This is a genomic window from Shinella sp. GW821-FHT11G07, from assembly GCF_058808115.1.
Map to the genome: position 1 here is coordinate 177,466 of NZ_JBXARJ010000013.1, position 20,962 is coordinate 198,427.

At 61.6% G+C, this 20,962-nt stretch carries 13 protein-coding genes, 1 tRNA gene and 1 pseudogene; 8 read left to right on the forward strand and 7 right to left on the reverse strand.

Going from position 1 to position 20,962, the window contains the following annotated elements; all coding sequences use genetic code 11:
• Positions 1 to 37: 37 nt before the first annotated feature.
• Both AC1RT2_RS23865 and aceA read right to left on the reverse strand, forming a co-directional pair.
• A complete protein-coding gene (locus AC1RT2_RS23865) occupies positions 38 to 277 on the reverse strand; it encodes an SMc00767 family acetate metabolism repressor (RefSeq protein WP_069059911.1) in 240 nt (79 codons plus the stop codon).
• A gap of 46 nt (positions 278 to 323) precedes the next feature.
• Positions 324 to 1,613, reverse strand: coding sequence for an isocitrate lyase (gene aceA / locus AC1RT2_RS23870; protein ID WP_493105882.1), 1,290 nt, complete (start codon positions 1,611 to 1,613; stop codon positions 324 to 326).
• A 219-nt stretch (positions 1,614 to 1,832) separates the two neighbouring features.
• Here aceA and AC1RT2_RS23875 point away from each other — a divergent pair, with 219 nt between their 5' ends.
• From AC1RT2_RS23875 to AC1RT2_RS23895, 5 genes are all read left to right on the forward strand, one after another.
• Entirely contained in the window at positions 1,833 to 3,248 is a 1,416-nt protein-coding gene (locus tag AC1RT2_RS23875; RefSeq protein ID WP_493105883.1) for a helix-turn-helix domain-containing protein, read from the forward strand.
• A gap of 168 nt (positions 3,249 to 3,416) precedes the next feature.
• On the forward strand, positions 3,417 to 4,526 hold the full coding sequence (locus AC1RT2_RS23880) for a polyamine ABC transporter substrate-binding protein (protein ID WP_171902449.1): 1,110 nt from the start codon (positions 3,417 to 3,419) through the stop codon (positions 4,524 to 4,526).
• 79 nt (positions 4,527 to 4,605) lie between these two features.
• The gene (locus tag AC1RT2_RS23885) at positions 4,606 to 5,748 is read left to right on the forward strand and encodes an ABC transporter ATP-binding protein (RefSeq protein WP_493105884.1); all 1,143 of its coding nucleotides are present in this window, start codon (positions 4,606 to 4,608) and stop codon (positions 5,746 to 5,748) included.
• 3 nt (positions 5,749 to 5,751) lie between these two features.
• Positions 5,752 to 6,663 (forward strand): ABC transporter permease subunit, encoded by a 912-nt coding sequence (locus AC1RT2_RS23890; RefSeq protein ID WP_069059906.1) that lies wholly within the window; start codon positions 5,752 to 5,754, stop codon positions 6,661 to 6,663.
• Between the two features lie 4 nt (positions 6,664 to 6,667).
• Positions 6,668 to 7,486, forward strand: coding sequence for an ABC transporter permease (locus AC1RT2_RS23895; protein WP_069059905.1), 819 nt, complete (start codon positions 6,668 to 6,670; stop codon positions 7,484 to 7,486).
• A 14-nt stretch (positions 7,487 to 7,500) separates the two neighbouring features.
• On the opposite strand, the gene AC1RT2_RS23900 is transcribed toward AC1RT2_RS23895, so the two are convergent.
• The gene (locus AC1RT2_RS23900) at positions 7,501 to 9,345 is read right to left on the reverse strand and encodes an AsmA family protein (protein ID WP_493105885.1); all 1,845 of its coding nucleotides are present in this window, start codon (positions 9,343 to 9,345) and stop codon (positions 7,501 to 7,503) included.
• Between the two features lie 183 nt (positions 9,346 to 9,528).
• On the opposite strand from AC1RT2_RS23900, the gene AC1RT2_RS23905 reads away from it, so the two are divergent.
• The gene (locus AC1RT2_RS23905; RefSeq protein ID WP_493105886.1) at positions 9,529 to 11,481 is read left to right on the forward strand and encodes an acetoacetate--CoA ligase; all 1,953 of its coding nucleotides are present in this window, start codon (positions 9,529 to 9,531) and stop codon (positions 11,479 to 11,481) included.
• A gap of 248 nt (positions 11,482 to 11,729) precedes the next feature.
• On the opposite strand, the gene AC1RT2_RS23910 is transcribed toward AC1RT2_RS23905, so the two are convergent.
• Both AC1RT2_RS23910 and AC1RT2_RS23915 read right to left on the reverse strand, forming a co-directional pair.
• Positions 11,730 to 13,307, reverse strand: coding sequence for an ABC transporter permease (locus tag AC1RT2_RS23910; protein ID WP_493105903.1), 1,578 nt, complete (start codon positions 13,305 to 13,307; stop codon positions 11,730 to 11,732).
• Between the two features lie 187 nt (positions 13,308 to 13,494).
• A complete protein-coding gene (locus AC1RT2_RS23915) occupies positions 13,495 to 17,205 on the reverse strand; it encodes an ATP-binding protein (protein WP_493105887.1) in 3,711 nt (1,236 codons plus the stop codon).
• Positions 17,206 to 17,448: 243 nt separating this feature from the next.
• Here AC1RT2_RS23915 and AC1RT2_RS23920 point away from each other — a divergent pair, with 243 nt between their 5' ends.
• Positions 17,449 to 17,898: a phasin gene (locus tag AC1RT2_RS23920; RefSeq protein WP_069059900.1), complete on the forward strand. Its 450-nt coding sequence runs from the start codon at positions 17,449 to 17,451 to the stop codon at positions 17,896 to 17,898.
• 150 nt (positions 17,899 to 18,048) lie between these two features.
• Positions 18,049 to 18,125 (forward strand) — tRNA-His (locus tag AC1RT2_RS23925).
• A gap of 143 nt (positions 18,126 to 18,268) precedes the next feature.
• On the opposite strand, the pseudogene AC1RT2_RS23930 reads toward AC1RT2_RS23925, so the two are convergent.
• Positions 18,269 to 19,273: pseudogene (locus AC1RT2_RS23930) on the reverse strand (integrase core domain-containing protein).
• A 98-nt stretch (positions 19,274 to 19,371) separates the two neighbouring features.
• Positions 19,372 to 20,640, reverse strand: coding sequence for a hypothetical protein (locus tag AC1RT2_RS23935; RefSeq protein WP_493105888.1), 1,269 nt, complete (start codon positions 20,638 to 20,640; stop codon positions 19,372 to 19,374).
• Positions 20,641 to 20,962: the final 322 nt, after the last annotated feature.

The following is a 20,962-nucleotide window of genomic DNA, read 5'->3' on the forward strand; positions in this document are numbered from 1 at the left end:
GGAACGCCGGGGATTTTCTTTGACTGGATATGCCTTGTCAGCCGCGACCCTGCGTCACGATGACCGGGATCAGCAGGTCGCCCCAGTTGCCTTCGCCACCATGGTGGCGGGCGGAGCGGACGAGCTCCACCGAAACACCGGCCTCGACCGCCTTCATGACGGACTGGTTGAGGCGGTGCAGGTCGTTGGCGACCATGCGGATCATGGCCTGCTGGTCGGAGGTCATGGCGGAAGCCTGCTCTTCGGCTCGTTCCTTGACGCGGGTCTGGACTGTCATGGCATTTCTCCTCTTATACGGGGTTCTTGAAGGTTGACGTTCGGGGTTATTCGGCGGCCGGGCGGAACTGTTCGTGCTCGGTCGATTCATGCATGGCGGTGGTCGAGGACTGGCCGCCGGTGATGGCCATGGAGACGGCATCGAAATAGCCGGTGCCGACTTCGCGCTGGTGCTTGGTCGCGGTGTAGCCGTTGACCTCGGCGGCGAATTCCGCCTCCTGCAGCTCCGAATAGGCCGCCATCTGGCGATCCTTGTAGCCGCGGGCCAGTTCGAACATGCCGAAGTTCAGCTGGTGGAAGCCGGCGAGCGTGATGAACTGGAACTTGTAGCCCATCGCGCCCAGCTCGCGCTGGAACTTGGCGATCGTCGCGTCGTCCAGGTTCTTCTTCCAGTTGAACGAGGGCGAGCAATTGTAGGCGAGCAGCTTGCCCGGATGGGCCTTGTGCACCGCTTCGGCGAATTTGCGGGCCTGTTCGAGGTCGGGCTTGCCGGTTTCCATCCAGATCAGGTCGCAATGCGGTGCATAGGCGATGGCACGGGCAATGCACGGCTCGATGCCGTTCTTGACCTGGTAGAAACCCTCGACCGTGCGGCCCTTGTCCCTGTCGACGAAGGGCTGGTCGCGCTCGTCGATGTCGGAGGTGAGCAGTTTTGCGGCCTCGGCATCGGTGCGGGCGACGACCAGCGTGGAGGTGCCCATGACGTCGGCGGCAAGGCGCGCGGCATCAAGGTTGCGGATATGCGCCGCGGTCGGGATCAGAACCTTGCCGCCGAGATGGCCGCACTTCTTTTCCGATGCGAGCTGGTCCTCGAAGTGGACGCCGGCAACGCCTGCCTCGATGAAGGCCTTCATGATCTCGAAGGCGTTGAGCGGACCACCGAAGCCGGCTTCCGCATCGGCAACGATCGGCGCGAACCAGGTGTCGACCGAAAGGCCGTTGCCTTCCGCCGTCTCGATCTGGTCGGCGCGCTGGAGCGTGCGGTTGATGCGCTTGGCAAGCTCCGGCGCGGCATTGGCCGGATAGAGCGATTGGTCAGGATACATGGCGGACGCCGTGTTGGCGTCGGCGGCAACCTGCCAGCCGGAGAGGTAGATCGCCTTCAGGCCGGCGCGGACCATCTGCATGGCCTGGTTGCCGGAGAGCGCGCCGAGCGCGTTGACGAAGTCTTCCTCGTGAATGAGCTTCCACAGCCGGTTCGCGCCGTTTTCGGCCAGCGTGTGCCGGATCTGGACAGAGCCGCGCAGCTTTTCGACCGTCTCGGCCGTATAGGGGCGCTCAATGCCATCGAACCGGCCTTTTGGCGCGCTCGGAACGAGATTGTAAAAATCAGTCATAATGTCCTCCGGTATGGTGTCTCAGGATCGGGTGTCCGTTTCTTTTTCGCCCGATTTCATGTGACAGTATTTACATCGCACCGCACAATTCGGCGAGAGAAAACCGGAAAATCAAGGCGATAATCGAGTAACGATGTCTTGCCTTTGACAAGTGCACTCTGTAAAAAAGTAAATCTTGTAAATTCTCTCGGTGGCTCGCCGGTGTAAAGGATTTGACATATGGCGGAGAACAAGATTTTTGCCGGCCCGAAAGTCCGGCGCATCCGCAACACGCTCGGCCTGACCCAGACGGCCATGGCCGAGGGCCTGTCGATCTCGCCGTCCTACCTGAACCTCATCGAACGCAACCAGCGACCGCTGACGGTGCAGCTGCTGCTGCGGCTTGCCTCCGTCTACAAGGTGGACCTCGACGAGCTTCAGGGCGAAAGCGCCGGCAATGCCCGCCAGCTGCGCGAGGTCTTTGCCGATCCACTGCTCGCCGGCGAGCTGCCGGGCGACCATGAGCTGGTGGAAATCGCCGATGCCGCGCCGAATGTCGCGAGCGGCATTTTAAAACTCTACCGCGCCTATCGCGAGCAGGCCGCGCGCCTCACCGATCTCGCCGACCTGCTTGCCCGCGAAGGCCATGCAACGACGCTGTCCGGCACTCTGCTGCCGATGGACGAGGTGCGTGACAAGCTGGAGGGGCGCCCCAACTATTTCGGCGCGATCGACGAGGCGGCCGAGCGGTTTCATGCTGCCCTTGCGCCGGGCGACGATCTGGCATCGGCGTTGAAGGGGTGGCTGCGCAAGGAGCACGGCGTCGTGGTGCGCCTGCTGCCGGTCCACACCATGCCGAACCTGCGCCGCCGCTTCGACCGGCACTCCATGCGCCTCTTCCTGTCGGAGCGCCTGTCGCCCTTCGACCAGATGCGCGAGATCGCCATGGAGACCGTGCAGCTCGCCCTGCAGGACGAGATTTTCGCCGAACTCAATCTTCTCGCCTTCTCGACAGCGGAGGCCAAGCGCATCGCCCGCTTCGAGCTGGCGCGCTACGCCGCGCATGCGCTGATGATGCCCTACGAGGCCTTTCATACGGCGGCGCAGCGTGCCCGTTATGATGTCGACGTGCTGCGGTCGCGTTTCGGCGTCTCCTATGAGCAGGCGGCGAACCGGCTCACCATGCTGCAAAGGCCCGGCAAGGCGGGTGTGCCCTTCTTCATGCTGGAGATCGACAATGCCGGCCATCGGTTTCGCCGCGCCGGCGCGCAAGGGTTTCCGCAGGCCCGCTTCGGCGGTGGCTGTCCGAAGCTCGGCGTGCATTCCGCCTTTTCCCAGCCGGGCCAGATCCTCGTCGATCGCGTCGAGATGCCGGACGGCGGCGCCTTCCTGACGGTGTCGCGGACGCTGGAAGGACCGCAGGGCGCCTTTGCTGAGCGGGTGCGCCGTACCGCACTTCTTCTCGGCTGCGACGCGGCCCATGCGGAGGAGACGGTCTATGCCGAGGCGGTGCGGCGGGACGGTGCCGTCGCGGTCGGTACGGCCTGTCGGCTATGCGAGCGTCAGGGCTGTCTCGCCCGTGCCGAACCGCCAGTCACACGGCCGGTGGGGCTTGATGAAATGGTCGCGGGCCTGAGCCTTTTCGACTTCCAGTAAATTTCTACTTGCTTTCCTTCGCCGATAGGGCTTCAAATATGATAGGAATGGGAACAATGTGATATCAAAATTCAGCCTTTGTTTGAGTAGAATGCAGCTTGTCGCCTCTCGAAAAACATCCATAATCGGTGACTGTTCTTCATACGAACTTATAGGCCCGCGAAAAAACTGGGAGATAAATCAATGATAAGGCGTACTCTTTTAGCGACTGCCGCCGTTGTCGCACTGTTTGGTGCCGGCGGTGCGCTGGCGCAGGAAAAAGTCGTTAACGTCTACAACTGGTCGGATTATATCGACTCCTCGATTATTGACGATTTCACCAAGGAAACCGGCATCAAGGTCGTCTACGACGTCTATGATTCGAACGAGATCCTTGAAACGAAGCTTCTCGCCGGCGGTACGGGCTACGACGTCGTGGTGCCGACCAACACCTTCCTGCAGCGCCAGATTTCGGCCGGCGTCTACCAGAAGCTCGACAAGTCGAAGCTGCCGAACCTCAAGAACATGTGGGACATGGTTGCGACCCGCATGCAGCCGTTCGACCCCGGCAATGAATATTCGATCAACTACATGTGGGGCACGATCGGCATCGGCTATAACAAGGCCAAGATCAAGGAAGCCCTCGGCACGGACACGATCGACAGCTGGAACGTCATCTTCGATCCGGCAAACGCCGAAAAGCTCAAGGATTGCGGCATCAACCTGCTTGATTCGCCGACAGATATTATCCCGGTCACGCTCGCCTATCTGGGCCTGAACCCGGACAGCCATGACCCGGCCGATCTCGCCAAGGCCGAGGAAGCACTCCAGAAGATCAGACCCTTCGTGCGCAAGTTCCACTCCTCCGAGTTCATCAACGGTCTCGCGAACGGCGACATCTGCATCGCCGTCGGCTGGTCTGGTGATATCTTCCAGGGCCGCGACCGTGCCGAAGAAGCCAAGAATGGCGTCGAGGTCGGCTACGTGATCCCGAAGGAAGGCACACAGATGTGGTTCGACCAGATGGCGATCCCTGCTGATGCACCGCATGTCGATGAGGCCCACGCCTTCCTCGACTACATCATGCGCCCGGAAGTCATCGCCAAGGCATCGACCTACATCCACTATGCCAACGGCAACAAGGCTGCTCAGGCCGTCATGCCGGAAGAGATCATCAAGGACACGACGATCTATCCGGATGAGGCGACGCTGGCGAAGCTCTTCACCAACACCACGCTGGATGCCAAAACGCAGCGCCTGTTCACACGGGCGTGGACCAAAATCGTGACCGGCCAATAACCGGTCTAGGATGAATTGCCCGGAAGATGCTTCCGGGCAATTTCATTTTGACTGCCAATAAAAGAGATGGGGACAGGCAATGAAATCTCTCGGCAATATCCGTCGTTCCTTCGCACCGTGGACGGATCCGGACGCAAAACCATACATCACGTTCCGCAATGTCACGAAGAGGTTCGGCGATTTCACTGCCGTCGATGATCTCACCCTCAACATCTATCACCGCGAGTTCTTTGCGCTCCTCGGTGCCTCCGGCTGCGGCAAGTCTACGCTTCTGCGCATGCTCGCCGGCTTCGAGCGGCCGACGTCGGGCGAAATCATCCTCGACGGCCAGGACATTGCCGGCATTCCGCCCTACAAGCGGCCGGTCAACATGATGTTCCAGTCCTACGCGCTCTTCCCGCACATGACGGTGGAAAGCAATATCGGCTTCGGCCTGCGCCAGGACGGCATGCCGAAGAACGAGATTGCCGAACGCGTCACGCAGATGCTGAAGCTGGTGAAACTCGAGCAGTTCGCCAAGCGCAAGCCGCACCAGCTCTCCGGCGGCCAGCGCCAGCGCGTGGCGCTCGCCCGCTCGCTTGCCAAGCGCCCCAAAGTGCTGCTGCTCGACGAGCCGCTCGGCGCGCTCGACAAGAAGCTGCGTGAGGAAACCCAGTTCGAGCTGATGGACCTGCAGCAGGAACTCGGCCTTACCTTCGTCGTCGTGACACACGACCAGGAGGAGGCGATGACCATGGCCGACCGTATCGCGGTGATGAGCCACGGCAAGGTCGTTCAGGTGGCGACGCCGGCGGAAATCTACGAGGCGCCGAATTCGCGCTTCGTCGCGGACTTCATCGGCGACGTCAACATCCTCGACGGCAAGGTCTCTGCCAACGGCAATGGCAAGGTCGAGCTTGCCGTCAACGAGGGCTTCACCATCCGCACCGCAACGGCGAACGGTCCGACGACGGGCAGTGCCGCAGGCTTTGCCATCCGGCCGGAAAAGATGAAGGTCACGCGGGCAGCCCCGGCCGACGCTTCCGTCAATGCGGCCCAGGGCGAGATCTGGGACATCGGCTATCTCGGCGATATGACGGTCTTCTACGTCAAGCTCGGCAGCGGCAAGGTGGTGAAGGCCTCCATGCTGAATGCCCAGCGCGAGGTGGAGGATCCGATCGCCTATGACGAGAAGGTCTGGGTTTCCTTCGGCGAAACCGCCGGCGTCGTCTTGAAGGATTGACCGATGAACAAGCTCGGCTCCGCCATCTTCAGCCGCCTTGTCATTATCCTTCCCTATGCGTGGCTGCTGTTCTTCTTCCTCATTCCGTTCTTCATCGTCTTCCGCATCTCGCTCTCGACCACCGCAATCGCCCAGCCACCGTATGAGCCGGTCTTCGCGCTGGCGGATGGTCTTTCCGGCTTCTTCGGCAAGATCGGGCAGTTCAGTTTCGCAAACTACGTCTGGCTGACCGAAGATGCGCTCTATATGAACGCCTATCTGTCGAGCCTGTGGATTGCGGGTGTCTCGACCCTCATCACGCTGCTCATCGGCTACCCCATCGCTTACGGCATGGCACAGGCGCCGCGCACCTTGCGCCCGACGCTGTTGATGCTCGTCATCCTGCCGTTCTGGACGAGCTTCCTGATCCGCGTGTATGCCTGGATTGCGATCCTGAAACCCGAAGGCTTGCTCAACCAGTTCCTGCTGAGCATCGGCGTCATCGACCAGCCGCTGATCATTCTCGGCACCAACTGGGCGATCTATATCGGCATCGTCTATTCCTACCTGCCCTTCATGGTGTTGCCGCTCTATTCCGCGCTGGAAAAGATGGACAACACGCTGATCGAGGCTGCGCAGGATCTCGGGTGCCCGCAGATCTCGGCGTTCTGGAAGATAACCTTCCCGCTCTCCATTCCGGGTGTCGTCGCGGGCTGCATGCTCGTCTTCATCCCGGCCGTCGGCGAGTTCGTTATCCCCGACCTGCTCGGCGGGTCACAGACGCTGATGATCGGCAAGACGCTGTGGAACGAATTCAACGCAAACCGTGACTGGCCGGTCTCGGCCGCCGTTGCCACCATCCTGCTCCTCATTCTGGTCGTGCCCATCGTGTTCTTCCAGAATGCGCAGGCCAAGGCCGAAGAGCAGGGGAGGTAGAACCATGAACAGCTGGTCCCGTTTCAACATCGTTTCCGTCGTTCTCGGCTTTGCCTTCCTCTACCTGCCGATCGTGCTTCTGGTCGTCTTCTCGTTCAACGAATCGAAGCTCGTGACGGTCTGGGGCGGTTTCTCGACAAAATGGTATGTTGCACTCTTCCATAACCAGGGCCTCATGGATGCGGCCTGGGTGACCATCCGCGTGGCGTTGCTGTCCGCCACCATCGCGACGGCCCTTGGAACCATGGCGGCGCTGGCGCTCACCCGCTACACGCGCTTTCGCGGTCGTCTGCTGTTCTCCGGCATGGTCTATGCGCCGCTCGTCATGCCGGAAGTGATCACCGGCCTGTCACTGCTGCTGCTTTTCGTCGCCATCGGCTTCGACCGCGGCTTCGTGACGGTGACGCTCGCGCATATCACCTTCTCGATGTGTTTCGTGACGGTCGTGGTGCAGTCGCGCCTGCTCTCCTTCGATCGCTCGGTCGAGGAGGCGGCGATGGATCTCGGTGCTACGCCGGTGAAGACGTTCCTCGAGGTGACGCTGCCGATCATCGCGCCGGCCGTGCTGTCGGGCTGGATGCTGGCACTGACGCTGTCGCTCGACGACCTCGTCATCTCGAGCTTCACCTCCGGCCCCGGTGCCACGACGCTGCCCATGAAGATCTACAGCCAGGTGCGCCTCGGTGTGACGCCGGAGATCAACGCGGCCTGCACGCTGCTCATCGGCTTCGTCGCCATCGGCGTCATCATTGCTTCGATCATGACGAAGCGGCGCGAAGTCCAGCGCGTCAGGGATGAGCAGGCGGCCTTCGCCGGCCGCTGATATCTGTCAAAGAATTACTGGCGGGGCTGCTGCCCCGTCAGGATGGAAATCGGCGAGATCACCGGTTCCGGCCAGGAGCCGCCGACGAAGAAGCTGATCGTCGGATTGACGACGGCGGTCGCATCCGCCTGCGGCCGGTCGGCGAGCGAGCCTGCCAGCGCCACGCTGCCGCTGCGATAGGGGATCATGCCCGAGAGCGCCAGTATCTTCTCGTTGCCCTCGATCTCCGCTTTCGTCAGTTCCGCAAGACCGCGATCGAGCTTGGCCTCGACATCGGCCCGCACAAAATCGAACGATCCGTCCGCCGCTTCGGAGAAGTTGAAGAAGGCATTTTGCCCCGCGCGTTCCTCGAAGGCCTGCCGGTTGAAATGGGTGAGCGTGCCCGCTCCCATGCGCAGGCGGAACTGGCCGGACACATCCGAGAGCGTCGTCGCCCAGAGCGGCCGTTCCGTCGAAAGCTCGAAATCCGCCGAACCGCGTCCTGACGGCAGGGGCCCCGGCAAGGCGAGCGTGCTGACGATCGCGCCGATATCCACATCGCCGAGCGACATCTGCAAGCGGCCACCGCCACGGATGCCCTGTTCGGAAAGCGAGATTCGCCCGGTTGCGCGCCCGCCCAGCAATGTGCTGTCGCCGACATCGAAGGAGGCGCGGCCGTTCTCGATGCGCATGCCGGCCGCAAGGTCCTGCAGGGAGAAGGGCGCAAAATCCGCCGTCTTGGCCGATAGCCTGAGATCCATGCCGAACTGGTGAACGAAGGCGGTGTCGATGCTTGCGGTATTCTGCTCGGCACCCGGTGCGAAGGCGGTCAGGACGGCGCGCAGATCGATGTGATCGAAGGCGAGGGTGCCGCCCAGCTGCGGCACGCCATCGGGCGGCATGTTGATGTCGAGCACGCCGGTCGCCTGCGCGTTGGCAAGTGTCAGCTTGAGCTGTTCGAGCTTTGCCGAATACCCGGCCGTCGCCACTTTCGCCTCTACCGTCACCTGGCCCATGCTGCCGACCGAGGGGATCTCCTTGCCCTGCCAGGCCAGTAGGTGGCCGAGCGATGGCGTGGAGAGCAACAGGTTGCCGGAGACGAAGGCGTTCCTGGAAAGGTTGGCGAGGCCTTCGAAATTCACGGTGGTCGGATCGGCGGACAGATTGGTGCGCACCGTGGCATTGCGCCCGGCAAGGAGCGCCAGCGGCTGGTCGCAATAGAAGGTCCAGCGCGTCATTTCGCCATTGATGATGCCGGACAGCGTCAGGTCGAGCGGCCGCCGGAGGGCTGCCCAGTCGATATCGCCATTGATGTCGGAAATCCGGAACGGCGCGCTGCCGTTTTCGTGCTGCACTTCGATCGTGCCGTCGGTCACGTTGATCGTGCCGATGCGTTCTGCGGGCAGTTCGGGTGTCGCCTGCCCCTCGGCCACCGCGGCGGTAGCATCGATCGCCTGCATCAGCCAGCCGCTGTGGCGCCAGTTGAACGTGCCGTCGGCTTTCCAGCCGACGTGGATCGTCGGGCGCACGAGATCGAAATCGCCGAAGACGGGCTTGCCGCGCACCGCACCGAAGAGATCGAAGCTTGCCGAAAGGCTCTCGATGGAGGCGAGCTCCCGGTTGCCGGCTTGCGCCTGCGGATCGATGACGCGCACGTTGCCGATCGTCACCTGCGGATAGGGCCAGAAGGAAAACTCCGCCTCGCGCCCGATCTCGACATCGGCACCCGTCCAGGCTTCCAGCGTCTCCCCGATTTCCCGGCGCACCGTATCCGTCTGGACGAGGAACGGAAAACCGACGCGCACCGCCGCGACGAGGACGACGATCGCAAGGAAGCCCAGCACCAGATGCCGTGATTGGAAAAAACGGGAAAGGATCATTCGGATGCAGGTCCTTGGCCGGCAGCGTTCACATTTCGACAGGCGAACGGGGATAGGCGCTTGGGACCAAGAAATCAAATGGTGCCATGGCGGAATTGCGGTCGGCAACGGCGCGAACCGGCGTTCGCCGCTTTATACTGCGGCGCAACATGCTATACGAAGTGCGATGGAGTGGAGGACAGCATGACGTCAGAAACCCCCCTGTGGGAACCTTCGGCCGAAATCCTGACAAAAAGCCCGATGGCCCAATTCATGAAGACCGCCGGCCAGGCCGCCGGACGCGACTTCAGAACCTTTGACGATCTTCACGCCTGGTCGGTGGAAGATCGCGCTGCCTTCTGGACTGCGGTCTGGGACGAGTGTGGCGTCATCGGCGCAAAGGGGAATGTGGCGCTCGAAAACGGCGACCGCATGCTGGAAGCGCGCTTCTTCCCCGACGGCCAGCTGAATTTTGCCGAGAACCTCCTGAAAGCGACCGGCCCTGGCGATGCGATCGTTTTCCGCGGCGAAGACAAGGTCTCCTATCGCTGGTCCTGGGACGAGCTCCGCGCCCGCGTCTCGAAGCTGCAGCAGGCCTTTGCAGCACTCGGCATAGGCGAGGGCGACCGCGTTGCCGCGATGATGCCGAACATGCCGGAGACCATCGCCTGCATGCTCGCCACCGCCTCGCTGGGGGCTATCTGGTCCTCCTGTTCGCCCGATTTCGGCGAGCAGGGCGTGCTTGACCGCTTCGGCCAGATCGAGCCCAAGCTCTTTATCACCTGCGATGCCTACTGGTATGCCGGCAAGCTCCAGGATGTGTCCGCCAAGGTGCAGGCGGTGGCCGGCAAGCTCGGTGTGCCGGTTCTTGTGGTGCATTATGCCGGCGATGCCGAAGCGCTTGCCGCGTCGCTTGCCGATGGCCGCTCGCTCGAAGCGCTGACGGCGCCGTACGAGGCGAAGCCACTGACCTTCGCGCAGCTCCCCTTCCGTCATCCGCTCTATATCCTGTTCTCCTCCGGCACGACCGGCGTGCCGAAATGCATCGTGCATTCGGCCGGCGGCACGCTGCTGCAGCACCTGAAGGAGCACCGCCTGCATTGCGGGCTAGTCGAAGGTGATCGGCTGTTCTATTTCACCACCTGCGGCTGGATGATGTGGAACTGGCTGGTCTCCGGTCTTGCGGTCGGCGCCACGCTCTGCCTGTTCGATGGGTCTCCGTTCCATCCCGACGGCAATGTGCTGTTCGACTACGCGCAGGCCGAAAAATTCGCGGTCTTCGGCACGTCGGCCAAATATATCGACGCCGTGCGCAAGGGCGGCTTCACGCCGCACACGACGCACGACCTCTCCAGCCTGCGCCTGCTTACCTCGACAGGCTCGCCGCTCTCGCCGGAGGGCTTCACCTTCGTCTATGAGGGCATCAAGCCGGACGTGCAGCTCGCTTCCATCTCCGGTGGCACGGACATCGTCTCCTGCTTCGTGCTTGGCATTCCGCTCCGGCCGGTCTGGCGTGGCGAAATCCAGGGGCCGGGCCTTGGCCTTGCGATGGACGTCTGGGATGAGGACGGCTACACCGTGCGTGGTGAAAAGGGGGAACTCGTCTGCACCAGGGCCTTCCCTTCCATGCCGGTCATGTTCTGGAACGACCCGGACGGCGAAAAATATCGCGCCGCCTATTTCGAGCGCTTCGACAATATCTGGTGCCATGGCGATTTCGCCGAATGGACGAGCCATGACGGCATCATCATCCATGGCCGCTCGGACGCAACGCTGAATCCCGGCGGCGTGCGCATCGGTACCGCGGAAATCTACAACCAGGTCGAACAGCTGGACGAGGTCCTCGAGGCCCTCTGCATCGGCCAGGACTGGGACGACGACGTGCGTGTCGTGCTCTTCGTGCGCCTTGCGCCCGGCACGGTGCTGGACGCGGCGCTGGAAAAGACGATCAAGACCAAAATCCGCACCGGCGCCTCGCCGCGCCATGTGCCGGCCAAAATCATCCAGGTCGCGGATATACCCCGTACCAAATCCGGCAAGATCGTCGAGCTCGCGGTGCGCGAGGTCGTGCACGGCCGACCGGTCAAGAACAAGGAGGCGCTCGCCAATCCCGAGGCGCTGGACCTCTTCGCCGATCTGGAGGCGCTGAAATCGTGAACGCCACCGGCGTTAACGTCTCTCTAACCGACTGCATTAACCAAGCTCGCGAAGTTGTGAACAAAAGGTTTGTGCCGAAACCGGTCGGGTAAGGTTTTGTTAAGTCGGAACGGGGCAAAGTCGTATCAACTTGAGCACGCCCGATGGAGGGCTTCCGGTCGCACCCGACCCGATGGCATGAAGCCGTTCACCTTCGCTTTTGTTGGACAGCATTCACCTATCGGGGCGGCTTTTGCCGCCCTCTTTTTTTAACCGTTCTTCCGCTCGAGGGAGCGCGAGACGAGGAAGACGGGAATAAGCCCGACCGCCACGATGATGATGGCGGGCACACCCGCATCCTCCACCTTCGCCCGCGAAGCGTCCTCGTAGACGAGGGTGGCGAGCGTGTTGAAATTGAACGGCCGCAGCATGATCGTCGCCGACAGTTCCTTCATCGTCTCGATGAAGACGAGGAGAGCGGCCGTCAGCGTCGCCGGCCGCATCATCGGCAGCAGCACGCTCCAGAGCGTTTGTCCGCTGGTGCGCCCCAGGGTGCGGGCAGCCATGTCGAGATGCGGCGAGAGCTTGTGGAAGCCCGCATCGATCGTGCCCTCCGCCATCGTCAGGAAACGGACCGTGCAGGCATAGATGATGGCGAAGCCGGTGCCGGAAAGCAGCAGGCCGGTCGAGATGCCGACATGTGCGCGCAAAAAGCCGTCGAACGCATTGTCGAACGTGGCGAGGGGAATGAGCACCCCCATGGCCAGCACCGTGCCCGGAACACCGTAGCCGAAGGATGCGAAGCGCCCAGCGGCAGCGATCAGCCGGGAGCGCGTCGAGCGGGCGGCATAGGCAAGCAGGAAGGCGAGCAACACCGCGGCGAGGGCCGTCGAGCCCGAGACGAGCAGGCTTTGCCAGAGCGCGGAAAGCAGCCGCGTCGAGGCGAACTGGTCCAGCCGGCGCACGGCATAGCCGCCGAGGACGAAGACGGGAATGGCAAAGCCGATGACGGGCGGCAGCAGGCAGGCGACGCTTGCCGCCCATTTCTTCCAACCGTGAAGTCTGAGGCGTATGGAATCGTGCACCGCCGCCGTCGTCTTCTGGCTGGTGAAACGCTGCCGGCGGCGCGCGGCGCGCTCGATCACCATCAGGCAGATGACGAAAAGCAGCATAACGCAGGCGATTTGTGCTGCACCGGCCAGGCTGCCGCGGTTGAGCCAGGTATCGAAAATCGAGAAGGTCAGCGTCTGCACGCCGAGATATTCGACCGCGCCGATATCGTTCAGCGTTTCCATGGCGACGAGCGTCAATCCCACCATGATCGCCGGCCGCGCCATGGGGATCTGGATTCTTGCGAAGACCTTCAGCGGTCCGGCGCCCAGCGTGCGCGCTACATCCGCCGCCGCCCGGCCCTGCATCAGGAACATCGAGCGGGCGGCGAGGTAGATATAGGGATAGAGCACGCTGGACAGGACCAGCATGGCGCCGCCGGTGGTGCGCACCTCCGGAAACCAGTAGTCGCGGCTCGTCTGGAAACCCAAAAGCGCGCGATAGGCCGTCTGCACCGGCCCGGTGAAGGAAAAGAATTCCGCAAAGGCATAGGCGCCGAGATAGGCGGGAATGGCGAGCGGCAGCACGAGCAGGCCGGAGAGCAGCCGGCGGCCGGGAAAGTCGCAACTCGCCACCAGCCAGGCCGTCACGACGCCGACGATCGCCGTGATCGTGCCGACGCCGGCCAGCAGAATGAGTGTGCGCAGCGTGGCGCGCGGTATGACGTTGCTGAGGAGATGCGGCCATGTATCGGTGCCGCCTGTTGCCGCGATCACGACGATGGCGATGGCCGGCATCAGCACGATGACAGCCGCCAGCACGGCCGCGGCAGACAGCAGCGGGTGGCGGGCTGCACCAGAACGGCGCTGGACGCGCACCGGTGCGCTTTCGGACGAGACCTGCAAGGCATTACCTCGGCGATGCGGCAACCCCGCGCAAGGTCAGGGCACCGTAGGGCGTTTCGCCCGGTCTAGAACAATCGGCTCAGTCTGCCAACACGCGGGGCGAAGGAAAGATCACTTCCACAAGCGTGCCCTCGTTCGGCGTGGAGCTGATTGAGAAATTCGCCCGATTGGCATCGACCATCGCCTTGGTGAGCGGCAGGCCAAGGCCGGTGCCGTCGCCGCGCTTGCGCGACCCCGTCGTCACCTGCCGGAAAGGCTTCATCGCCTGCTCCAGCTCGCTGCGCGTCATGCCGACGCCGGTATCGCGAATGCGCAGCACGACGCTGCCGTTCGCCTCATAGGCGGTGGACACCACGATCTGTCCGCCGGCCGGCGTGAAGCGAATGGCATTCGACAGGATGTTGAGGGCGATCTGCTTGATCGAACGCAGGTCGGCCACGATCTGCGGCACGTTGTTCGACAGCGAGGTGCGGATGATGACGCGCTGCCCGTTCGCCTGCGGCTGGACCAGCGAGACGGCTTCCGCGATCGTCTCGTTGAGGCCGACGGCGGTGAACTCCAGATCCATCTCGCCCGCCTCGATCTTGGAAATGTCGAGCAGGTCGTTGACGATATCGAGAACATGACGGCCGGAACGGCCGATGTCATTGGCATATTCGATGTAGCGCGGATGGCCGATCGGCCCGAAGCGCTCCGTCGCCATCATGTCGGAAAAACCGATGATGGCATTGAGCGGCGTGCGGATCTCGTGGCTGACGCGCGCAAGAAAGTCGCTCTTGTGGGCGTTTGCCGTCTCGGCCGCCCGCTTGGCGTTGCGCAGTTCCTCTTCGGTGCGCTTCCACTGGGTGATGTCTCGGATGACCGCGCAATAGCCGGAGGACGAGGAGAGGCTGCCCATGGTCATGAACAGCGGGATGAAGCCGCCGCCGGCCTCGCGGCCGATGACCTCGCGCCCATCATTCAGCACGCTTGCAACGCCATGGCCGGCGAGGCCAGCGAGATAATCGAGCACCGCCTTCTGGCTTTCATGGGCGAACAGCATGGCAAACGGCCGGCCGCGCGTCTCATCTTCGTCATAGTTGAAGAGGGCGCTCGCCGAGCGGTTCATCGAGCGAATGTCGCCGTCATGGCCGACGACCACGACGCCGTCCGTCGCGGTTTCGAGGATGGAACGCAGCTCGCTGACCTCGACGCGAAGCGCGGCGGCTGCCGCCTGATCGGCCGAGCGCTCGTCGCTTTGAGCCGGAACCGGTGCCGTCTCGACCAGCGAAAGGGCAGGTTTTTCCTGAGCCGGTGTCAGCGCCAGCATCAGCGCCGTGCCATCCTCCCAGCGGATCGACTGGAGGCGGGCACGCACCCCGCTCGTGCTCTCGCCGTCGGCATGGCGCAGCGCCATCATGCCGTCACCGTCTTCCGCGTCCGGGCCGGCCAGGAGGATATCGAGGCCGCCCGAGGCTTCGAGGTCCTCGAGATTGCTGTAGCCGGTAAGGCGGAAGAATTCCGGATTGGCATGGATAAGCCGTTCGCCGACATGCACGAGCAGCGCAACCGGCAGCGCGTCGACCACGGCGGCGGTGAGGCCGTAGTCCATCTGCCGGCGCGATGGGGCAAATCCCGTGCGTTCGACAGCATGGTCGTTCGGCAGGAGGTCGTCGGCATGCGGGCCGACTTCGAGGCCCGGCACTTCCGTCTCGGAAACGCCAGCCACGGGTGCCGCGATCGGCTCTTCCGCGTTTTGGCCTTGCTCTTCGGTGACGCTGGTTGCAGCGTCTGTCTGTTCGTTTGAAGGTGTCTCCGGCACATCGCCGGACGGGAGGTCTTCCGCCTTGCGTTTGCCAAAGGTCTCGCCAAGCTGGCGGGCGATTTCGCGGAATGCCGCTTGTTCCCCGGTCGACAGGCCATCGAAAAGACCGCCGCGATTGCGCCGGGTTTCGAGCTGCACGACCTTGTCCGACTGGCGGCGGGTCGGGGTTTCGACAAGGCGCAGCGCCGGGCGTTCGCCGCGGAAGGCGTCCTGTTCGTCGCTCGTCGGCAATGTTGTATCGTCCGCCTCTGCGGCCGGAGCGGTGTCTTCCGTCTCCGCTGCCTCTTCCGATGGGCGTGCTTCGCCGGCTTCGACAACCGGTTCATCCGGCAGTGCGGAAACATCGTCTGCGGTGATCACCGCATCTTCATCCAGTTCGTCCGCAGCACTTTCCAGCAGAGTACCGGTTTCCTCGGCGAGGGTTTCTTCAACCTCTGCCTCTGCTGCGGCGACGGACCGGTCCAGCGTCAGCCCCCGCGCGTGAGTATCCTCAACCGCGTCGGCGATGCGCACGATGCCGAAGCCGCGGAAACCGTCGAATTCCCGATTGCGCGAATAGGTCGGCAGGGCGGCGAGATCCACCGGCACGACAAGGCTGGTGCCTTCAACAGGCCAGCGGATCGTCTTGCCCGACCAGGTGTCGCGGCGGCGCAGGAGGTCGCCGATCTTGCCTTCCGGATCGAGATCGAAGCGGGCGGCGACATCGGTGAAGCGTTCACCGGAAATCGTTGCGGCCTTTGGGCCGACGGCGGCGGCGAATTCTTCCGAAATCTCGCTGAACCGGCCCTCGGCATCGATCTTCCAGACAAAACGGATGGGCCGGCCTTGCGGATTGAAGGTAAAACCGGATTTTGCCTCGACAGCCTCGACAGCCTCGACAGCCTCGACAGCCTCGACAGCCTCGACAGCCTCGACAGCCTCGACAGCCTCGCTGGCGTCAGTGGCAGCTTCTTCCACTGCGGCGGCGTTTGCATCTTCCACAGATTCTGCGATGGGGTCTTCCTGCACCGCTTGTGACGTCTCGGCGGTCGGCTGTTCGCTTTCCGGCTGCACGTCCAGGACCGGCTCCGCGACCTCCTCCGGCAGAGGTTCCGTATCTTCGGCTGCGGTCTCCTCGGCAACGGATTCGTCTGCCGCAGGTTCTTCGGCCGAATCCATCACTGGCTCGTCGGAAACAGGGTCGACCGGATCAGCCCGTTCTTCTTCGACCAGCGGCTCGCTCTCCGGCGAGGGGACGATGGCGTCGACCGGCTCGGCCTCTGCCGCAATCCCGATGGCGGCGGCAGGCTGTGCCTCGTCCTCATCCGGGTCGAGGTGGCCGAGAATGGTTTCGACGGCAAAGAGCAAGTGAAGTGCCGGGTCGCTGGAAATGCGGCCGATGGCGGCGGGCAGGTGGCCGCGGCCGGTGGCGATGGGGCGCTTCACCAGATGCTCGGCGCCGCGTCCGGCGGCATCGACGAGGGCGCGGCGCGTCTCCGGGCTGACGGCAATCCGGTCAAAGCCCTCCGATGCAGCGATGACAGTGCCCTCGCCGTCGAGCACGGCCATATGCGTGTCCGGGTCGTCGAAACCGGTAAGCATGGCGGCCGCGGCGTCTTCCTGGCTCTGGCGGCCGAGGGCAACGGGTGCGCTGAACAGGATCGCCTCTTCGCCGGGGCGGATGGTGACACCCTCGACGACCGCATTTACCGGTACGCTGCGAAAGCCGCTGCCGATGCGCATGACGAAGCCGCGTCGCTCGCCCGGTGCCTGCACCTGCCGGGCCGTCGCCGCGAGCTGGCGGTAGGCGACATCCGCGCGATCCGGGCCGATATCGAGAAAATCGTAGATATTGTCCTGGCCGAACAGGGTCGCACCCCGACCGTTCGACCAGAGCACCCGGGCCATATCCCTGGAAAACAGCACGACGGCCTCGCCGCGGGAAAACGGCAGGCGCACCCGCTCGTGGACGGCGACGTCGATGAAGGGATACTGCTTTGCGGACATATTCAGGCCTGTATCTGACTCCGGCGTCCCGGTTTTCAATTAACGCTTTATTAATAGCCGTGCATAGGCGGAGGGTCCAGCGGCGAGGCCGGGGAGCCCCGGGCTTTCAGGCGAAAGGGTTAACGGCGCCACGATTTATTGTGCAGCGCACAATTTTGTTGCAATGCGAAATGAGATCGGCTATATAAAGCTCATCCAAAAACATGGCGCCTCTAGAGAGGGCCAAACCAAGGAGCGCAGACAATGGCTACCAAGAAGATCGACGACGTATTCTCCATCGCTTCCATCGACCCGAGCAAGCTTTCCGAAAGCTTCCGCGATTTCGCCGAAAAGGGCGCCGCGCAGTCCAAGGAAGCCTATGCCAAGATGAAGGAAGCCGCCGAAGACGCGACCAAGACCGTCGAAGCGACGCTTGAGAGCGCGCAGGCCGGCTCCGTCGAACTCGGCCTCAAGGCCATCGACGCGCTTCGCACCAATGCTGAAAACTCGCTTTCGCACCTGGAAGCCCTGCTCGGCGTAAAGTCGGTTTCCGAACTTTTCGAACTGCAGACCGCCTTCCTGCGCAAGCAGGCCGAAGTTGCCGTCGAACAGGCCAAGACCCTGCAGGAAACCTCCAAGAAGGTTGCCGAAAAGGTTTCGGCTCCGGGCAAGTCGGCTGCTGAAAAGGCCATGAAGTCCTTCAAGGCCGTCTGAAGCGCCACATAGCGCGGGTTTACGCGCCATGTTACAATGGCCGGGCAATCGTCCGGCCGTTTTCGTTTACGGGCTCTTGCAAAAAAACGCTTGAAAAATAGTGCGGTTGCCCGTATGTGACGCACCAAGCGCGCCAAAACGCGCCCGTGTGCGGTTGTAGCTCAGTTGGTTAGAGCGCAGGTTTGTGGCACCTGAGGTCGGTGGTTCGACCCCACTCAACCGTACCATTCCTCTCTCCCAGAAAGTCCAAAAGTCACAAGGACTTACTGGGAGAGAGCGAATTCTCTCTTCCCATCGGATAAGTCAATTTTAAATCTCGACTTGCCGCTGAAGTTTCCTCGGCGGTTTTGGATACGCCAAATGGCGCGATTTAAGCAATCGACGGAAACGTGAAGCTTCCACCTTCCGCAGCGTTGGAGCCGGTTGCGGCGATGATCCCGGCAGCATCTGCCGGAGTCTGATATCCGATCGATGAATGCGGCCGGAAATGGTTGTAGTCGTTGACCCATTCGGCGATAGCGCTGCGCGTATGATCGAGGCCGAAGAACAGGCTTTCGTTCAAAAGCTCATTGCCATCCAGACCAGGATCGCGTTCGACGTGAACTCCCTGCCGTGGTCCGAAACGATCATGCCGGGTTTGCCTCGTCGTTCGATCAGCGTCGTCAGGTCGCGAGCAACGCGACGTCGAGAGATCGGTGTGTCAGGGATCGCAGTCAGGGACCGGCGTGTGACGTCGTCCACGATATTGAGCACGCGGATGCGCCTGCCGCAGGCGAATTGGTCATGAACGAAATCCAGTGACCGTCGCGCATTGGCCTTCGCCTCCACCAGGATCAGTGCACGGGTGCCCAGGCACGCCGCTTCGCTTTGCGTTTGCGGACCGAAGGCCTTCCTCGCGACAAAGTCGGTAGATGCGGTTGACGCTGGACGGCTCTCCCACCCGCCGAAGCAGTATGGACAGCCGCCGATAGCCGAAGCGTCGTCGCTCGTTGGCAAGATCGCGCAGCTTCGTCCGCAGCTCGACCTCCCGCGGTCGGCAGGGACCATAGCGGATCGTCTTTCGCTCTGCGGATATGATCTGGCACGGCCGCCGTACCTAAAGGCCCATAACGGCCTTTAGGTACGCAACGGCGTCACGTTTGGCGGCAGGCCCTAGCATTTTTTGAAAGAAGCTCGCGAAGTGCGGCCCCATACAGCATCTGTTCGGCAGGCAGCTTCTTCATCTGGGCGTTCTCCTCCTCCAACGCTTCAGACGTTTCGCCTCGGACACGTCCATACCGCCGTATTCGGCCTTCCAGTTGTAAAAGGCCGCCCAGAAAATCCCTTGCTTACGGCAAAGATCGGCCGCTTTCGTTCCGGCCTCCTGCTCCTTCATACGTCCGTCCTCAGTGGGCCGGACTCGAATCCATTCTGGAGGAAATTCTCAGCGGCAGGTCAATGCGTAAAAGGTGTCATCATTCTTGTCGGTTGCTGTTATCTTTCCGCTTGTTTCAGATGCTGCGTTTCGGCAGCAGGCCGCGCCCCGCTGTATTGCTGCCCTCTTGAGAGATCACGCACTTTAATGCCCTCAACCTGTTTCATTGCATGCGCGACCTCATTGAGGCACAGCTGGTCAAAATACCAATTCTCACGCGAGTTCGGAGTGAACCTAGATTTAACATAATTTGCCAGAAGGCTGGCAAATTTTCGACCGTGTTTGGTGTTGTTGATGAAGACAGAGCCCGCGTTTGGCCCGAGCCATGGTAGCCATTCGCTCCAACCGTTGTGTCGGACGGCGAAATCGCGACGTAGGAGGTCATTTTGGGATTCCGGAGGATAGACCATCCTGTTGTCCATGTCTGTCAAATACATGGGCCGTTCAAATTTCTCGACTATCTGAATTGCCCTCAAGAAACGGCATGTAGCAAAATACGTATAGTCCTTGGAGAAGGGGTATACTTCGTGGCTAATTATGATGTTTCTAGAACTCATAGCTCGAAGTTTTGCGAGCGTATCCTCGCATCCCTCACCCCAATTAATGACATGAAAATGCATGTCAGCTAAACTGCCAGATGCATCTAAAGACGAGAGAAGATATTCTGCTAGGTTGATAAAATATAATCCGTCGCACGTTGCTGAAACGATCACCGGTCCTTGCGCAACAGTGTTTTCAAAGGTGATTGGCCCAAAGTAATGGGGTGATGGGATATCGCTCATCCATTCAGGGTGATCATTGTAAGGCCTGATCGAACGGGCTCCGGAGAATTTTTTCGGGCACGAAGTGACGTCCCCAACGCCAATTGAAGCGGCTATAAAAGAATCGTATGCGGGCTTCCTACTGTTCTTGAGCATCAGGCGGGCGCCATTAATCAGACTGTATGCCGGCAAATTGCTATAGCGAGCGCTCAAGCCTTCACGGAGGGTATCCAACGATGTGATAGCTGCTTCCTGCGTTGATCCTTTGCTCAAACCAAAAGTGGCCGTCAGCATAGAGAAAATGATGTAGTTCTTCTGGTCTTCATCAGCAAAGCTGCCCGCTTGAAGGATGTCGGTTGCAGCCGTAAGGAATTTTTGCGGGTCTGAATCGGCGACTTTGCCGGCGATCGCTCTGAATGCGGCGCCCTGTGCGGCCAGTTCCTGGCGAACGGCGTCATTGAATTTTAAAACGGAAGCCGAATTGAAGTTAGCTTTCATCTCGGCCGTTAGCGCCTTGGAATTCATTTTTGCCATACCTAATGGAATGTTCTGGACCGTTTCTGGCATACGCATCTCGCTGGCGGTTGCGCAAGAAATTCTCCTATCGTATCGATAGCGAGCAGCGCAACCAGATTTAGAAATGCGCGGAGATTATTGCTTGCCTCCGTGTGGGCCCGGAAGAGGGGAAGAGCGGAAGGGATACTAAATTATTGGACGCATAGGGTCCGTCAACGGAGTTGGGTCGAGTAATTTCGGAACCGCTGAGCTACGACCGCATCGGAAAGATCGGCGGTAAACAATGTGAAATAATATGGTAATCCTCCCGCGCACTAATCGGGTTCAAAAGTAGAATTTTCTCGGCAATATGCATGAGGAGATTTTGATGAAG

Bases quoted from the DNA above. Each gene is read 5' to 3' on its own strand.
- AC1RT2_RS23865 (WP_069059911.1), bottom strand. From the start codon at position 277: ATGACAGTCCAGACCCGCGTCAAGGAACGAGCCGAAGAGCAGGCTTCC.
- aceA (WP_493105882.1), bottom strand. From the start codon at position 1,613: ATGACTGATTTTTACAATCTCGTTCCGAGCGCGCCAAAAGGCCGGTTC.
- AC1RT2_RS23875 (WP_493105883.1), top strand. From the start codon at position 1,833: ATGGCGGAGAACAAGATTTTTGCCGGCCCGAAAGTCCGGCGCATCCGC.
- AC1RT2_RS23885 (WP_493105884.1), top strand. From the start codon at position 4,606: ATGAAATCTCTCGGCAATATCCGTCGTTCCTTCGCACCGTGGACGGAT.
- AC1RT2_RS23890 (WP_069059906.1), top strand. From the start codon at position 5,752: ATGAACAAGCTCGGCTCCGCCATCTTCAGCCGCCTTGTCATTATCCTT.
- AC1RT2_RS23895 (WP_069059905.1), top strand. From the start codon at position 6,668: ATGAACAGCTGGTCCCGTTTCAACATCGTTTCCGTCGTTCTCGGCTTT.
- AC1RT2_RS23900 (WP_493105885.1), bottom strand. From the start codon at position 9,345: ATGATCCTTTCCCGTTTTTTCCAATCACGGCATCTGGTGCTGGGCTTC.
- AC1RT2_RS23905 (WP_493105886.1), top strand. From the start codon at position 9,529: ATGACGTCAGAAACCCCCCTGTGGGAACCTTCGGCCGAAATCCTGACA.
- AC1RT2_RS23910 (WP_493105903.1), bottom strand. From the start codon at position 13,307: ATGCCGGCCATCGCCATCGTCGTGATCGCGGCAACAGGCGGCACCGAT.
- AC1RT2_RS23915 (WP_493105887.1), bottom strand. From the start codon at position 17,205: ATGTCCGCAAAGCAGTATCCCTTCATCGACGTCGCCGTCCACGAGCGG.
- AC1RT2_RS23920 (WP_069059900.1), top strand. From the start codon at position 17,449: ATGGCTACCAAGAAGATCGACGACGTATTCTCCATCGCTTCCATCGAC.
- AC1RT2_RS23935 (WP_493105888.1), bottom strand. From the start codon at position 20,640: ATGCCAGAAACGGTCCAGAACATTCCATTAGGTATGGCAAAAATGAAT.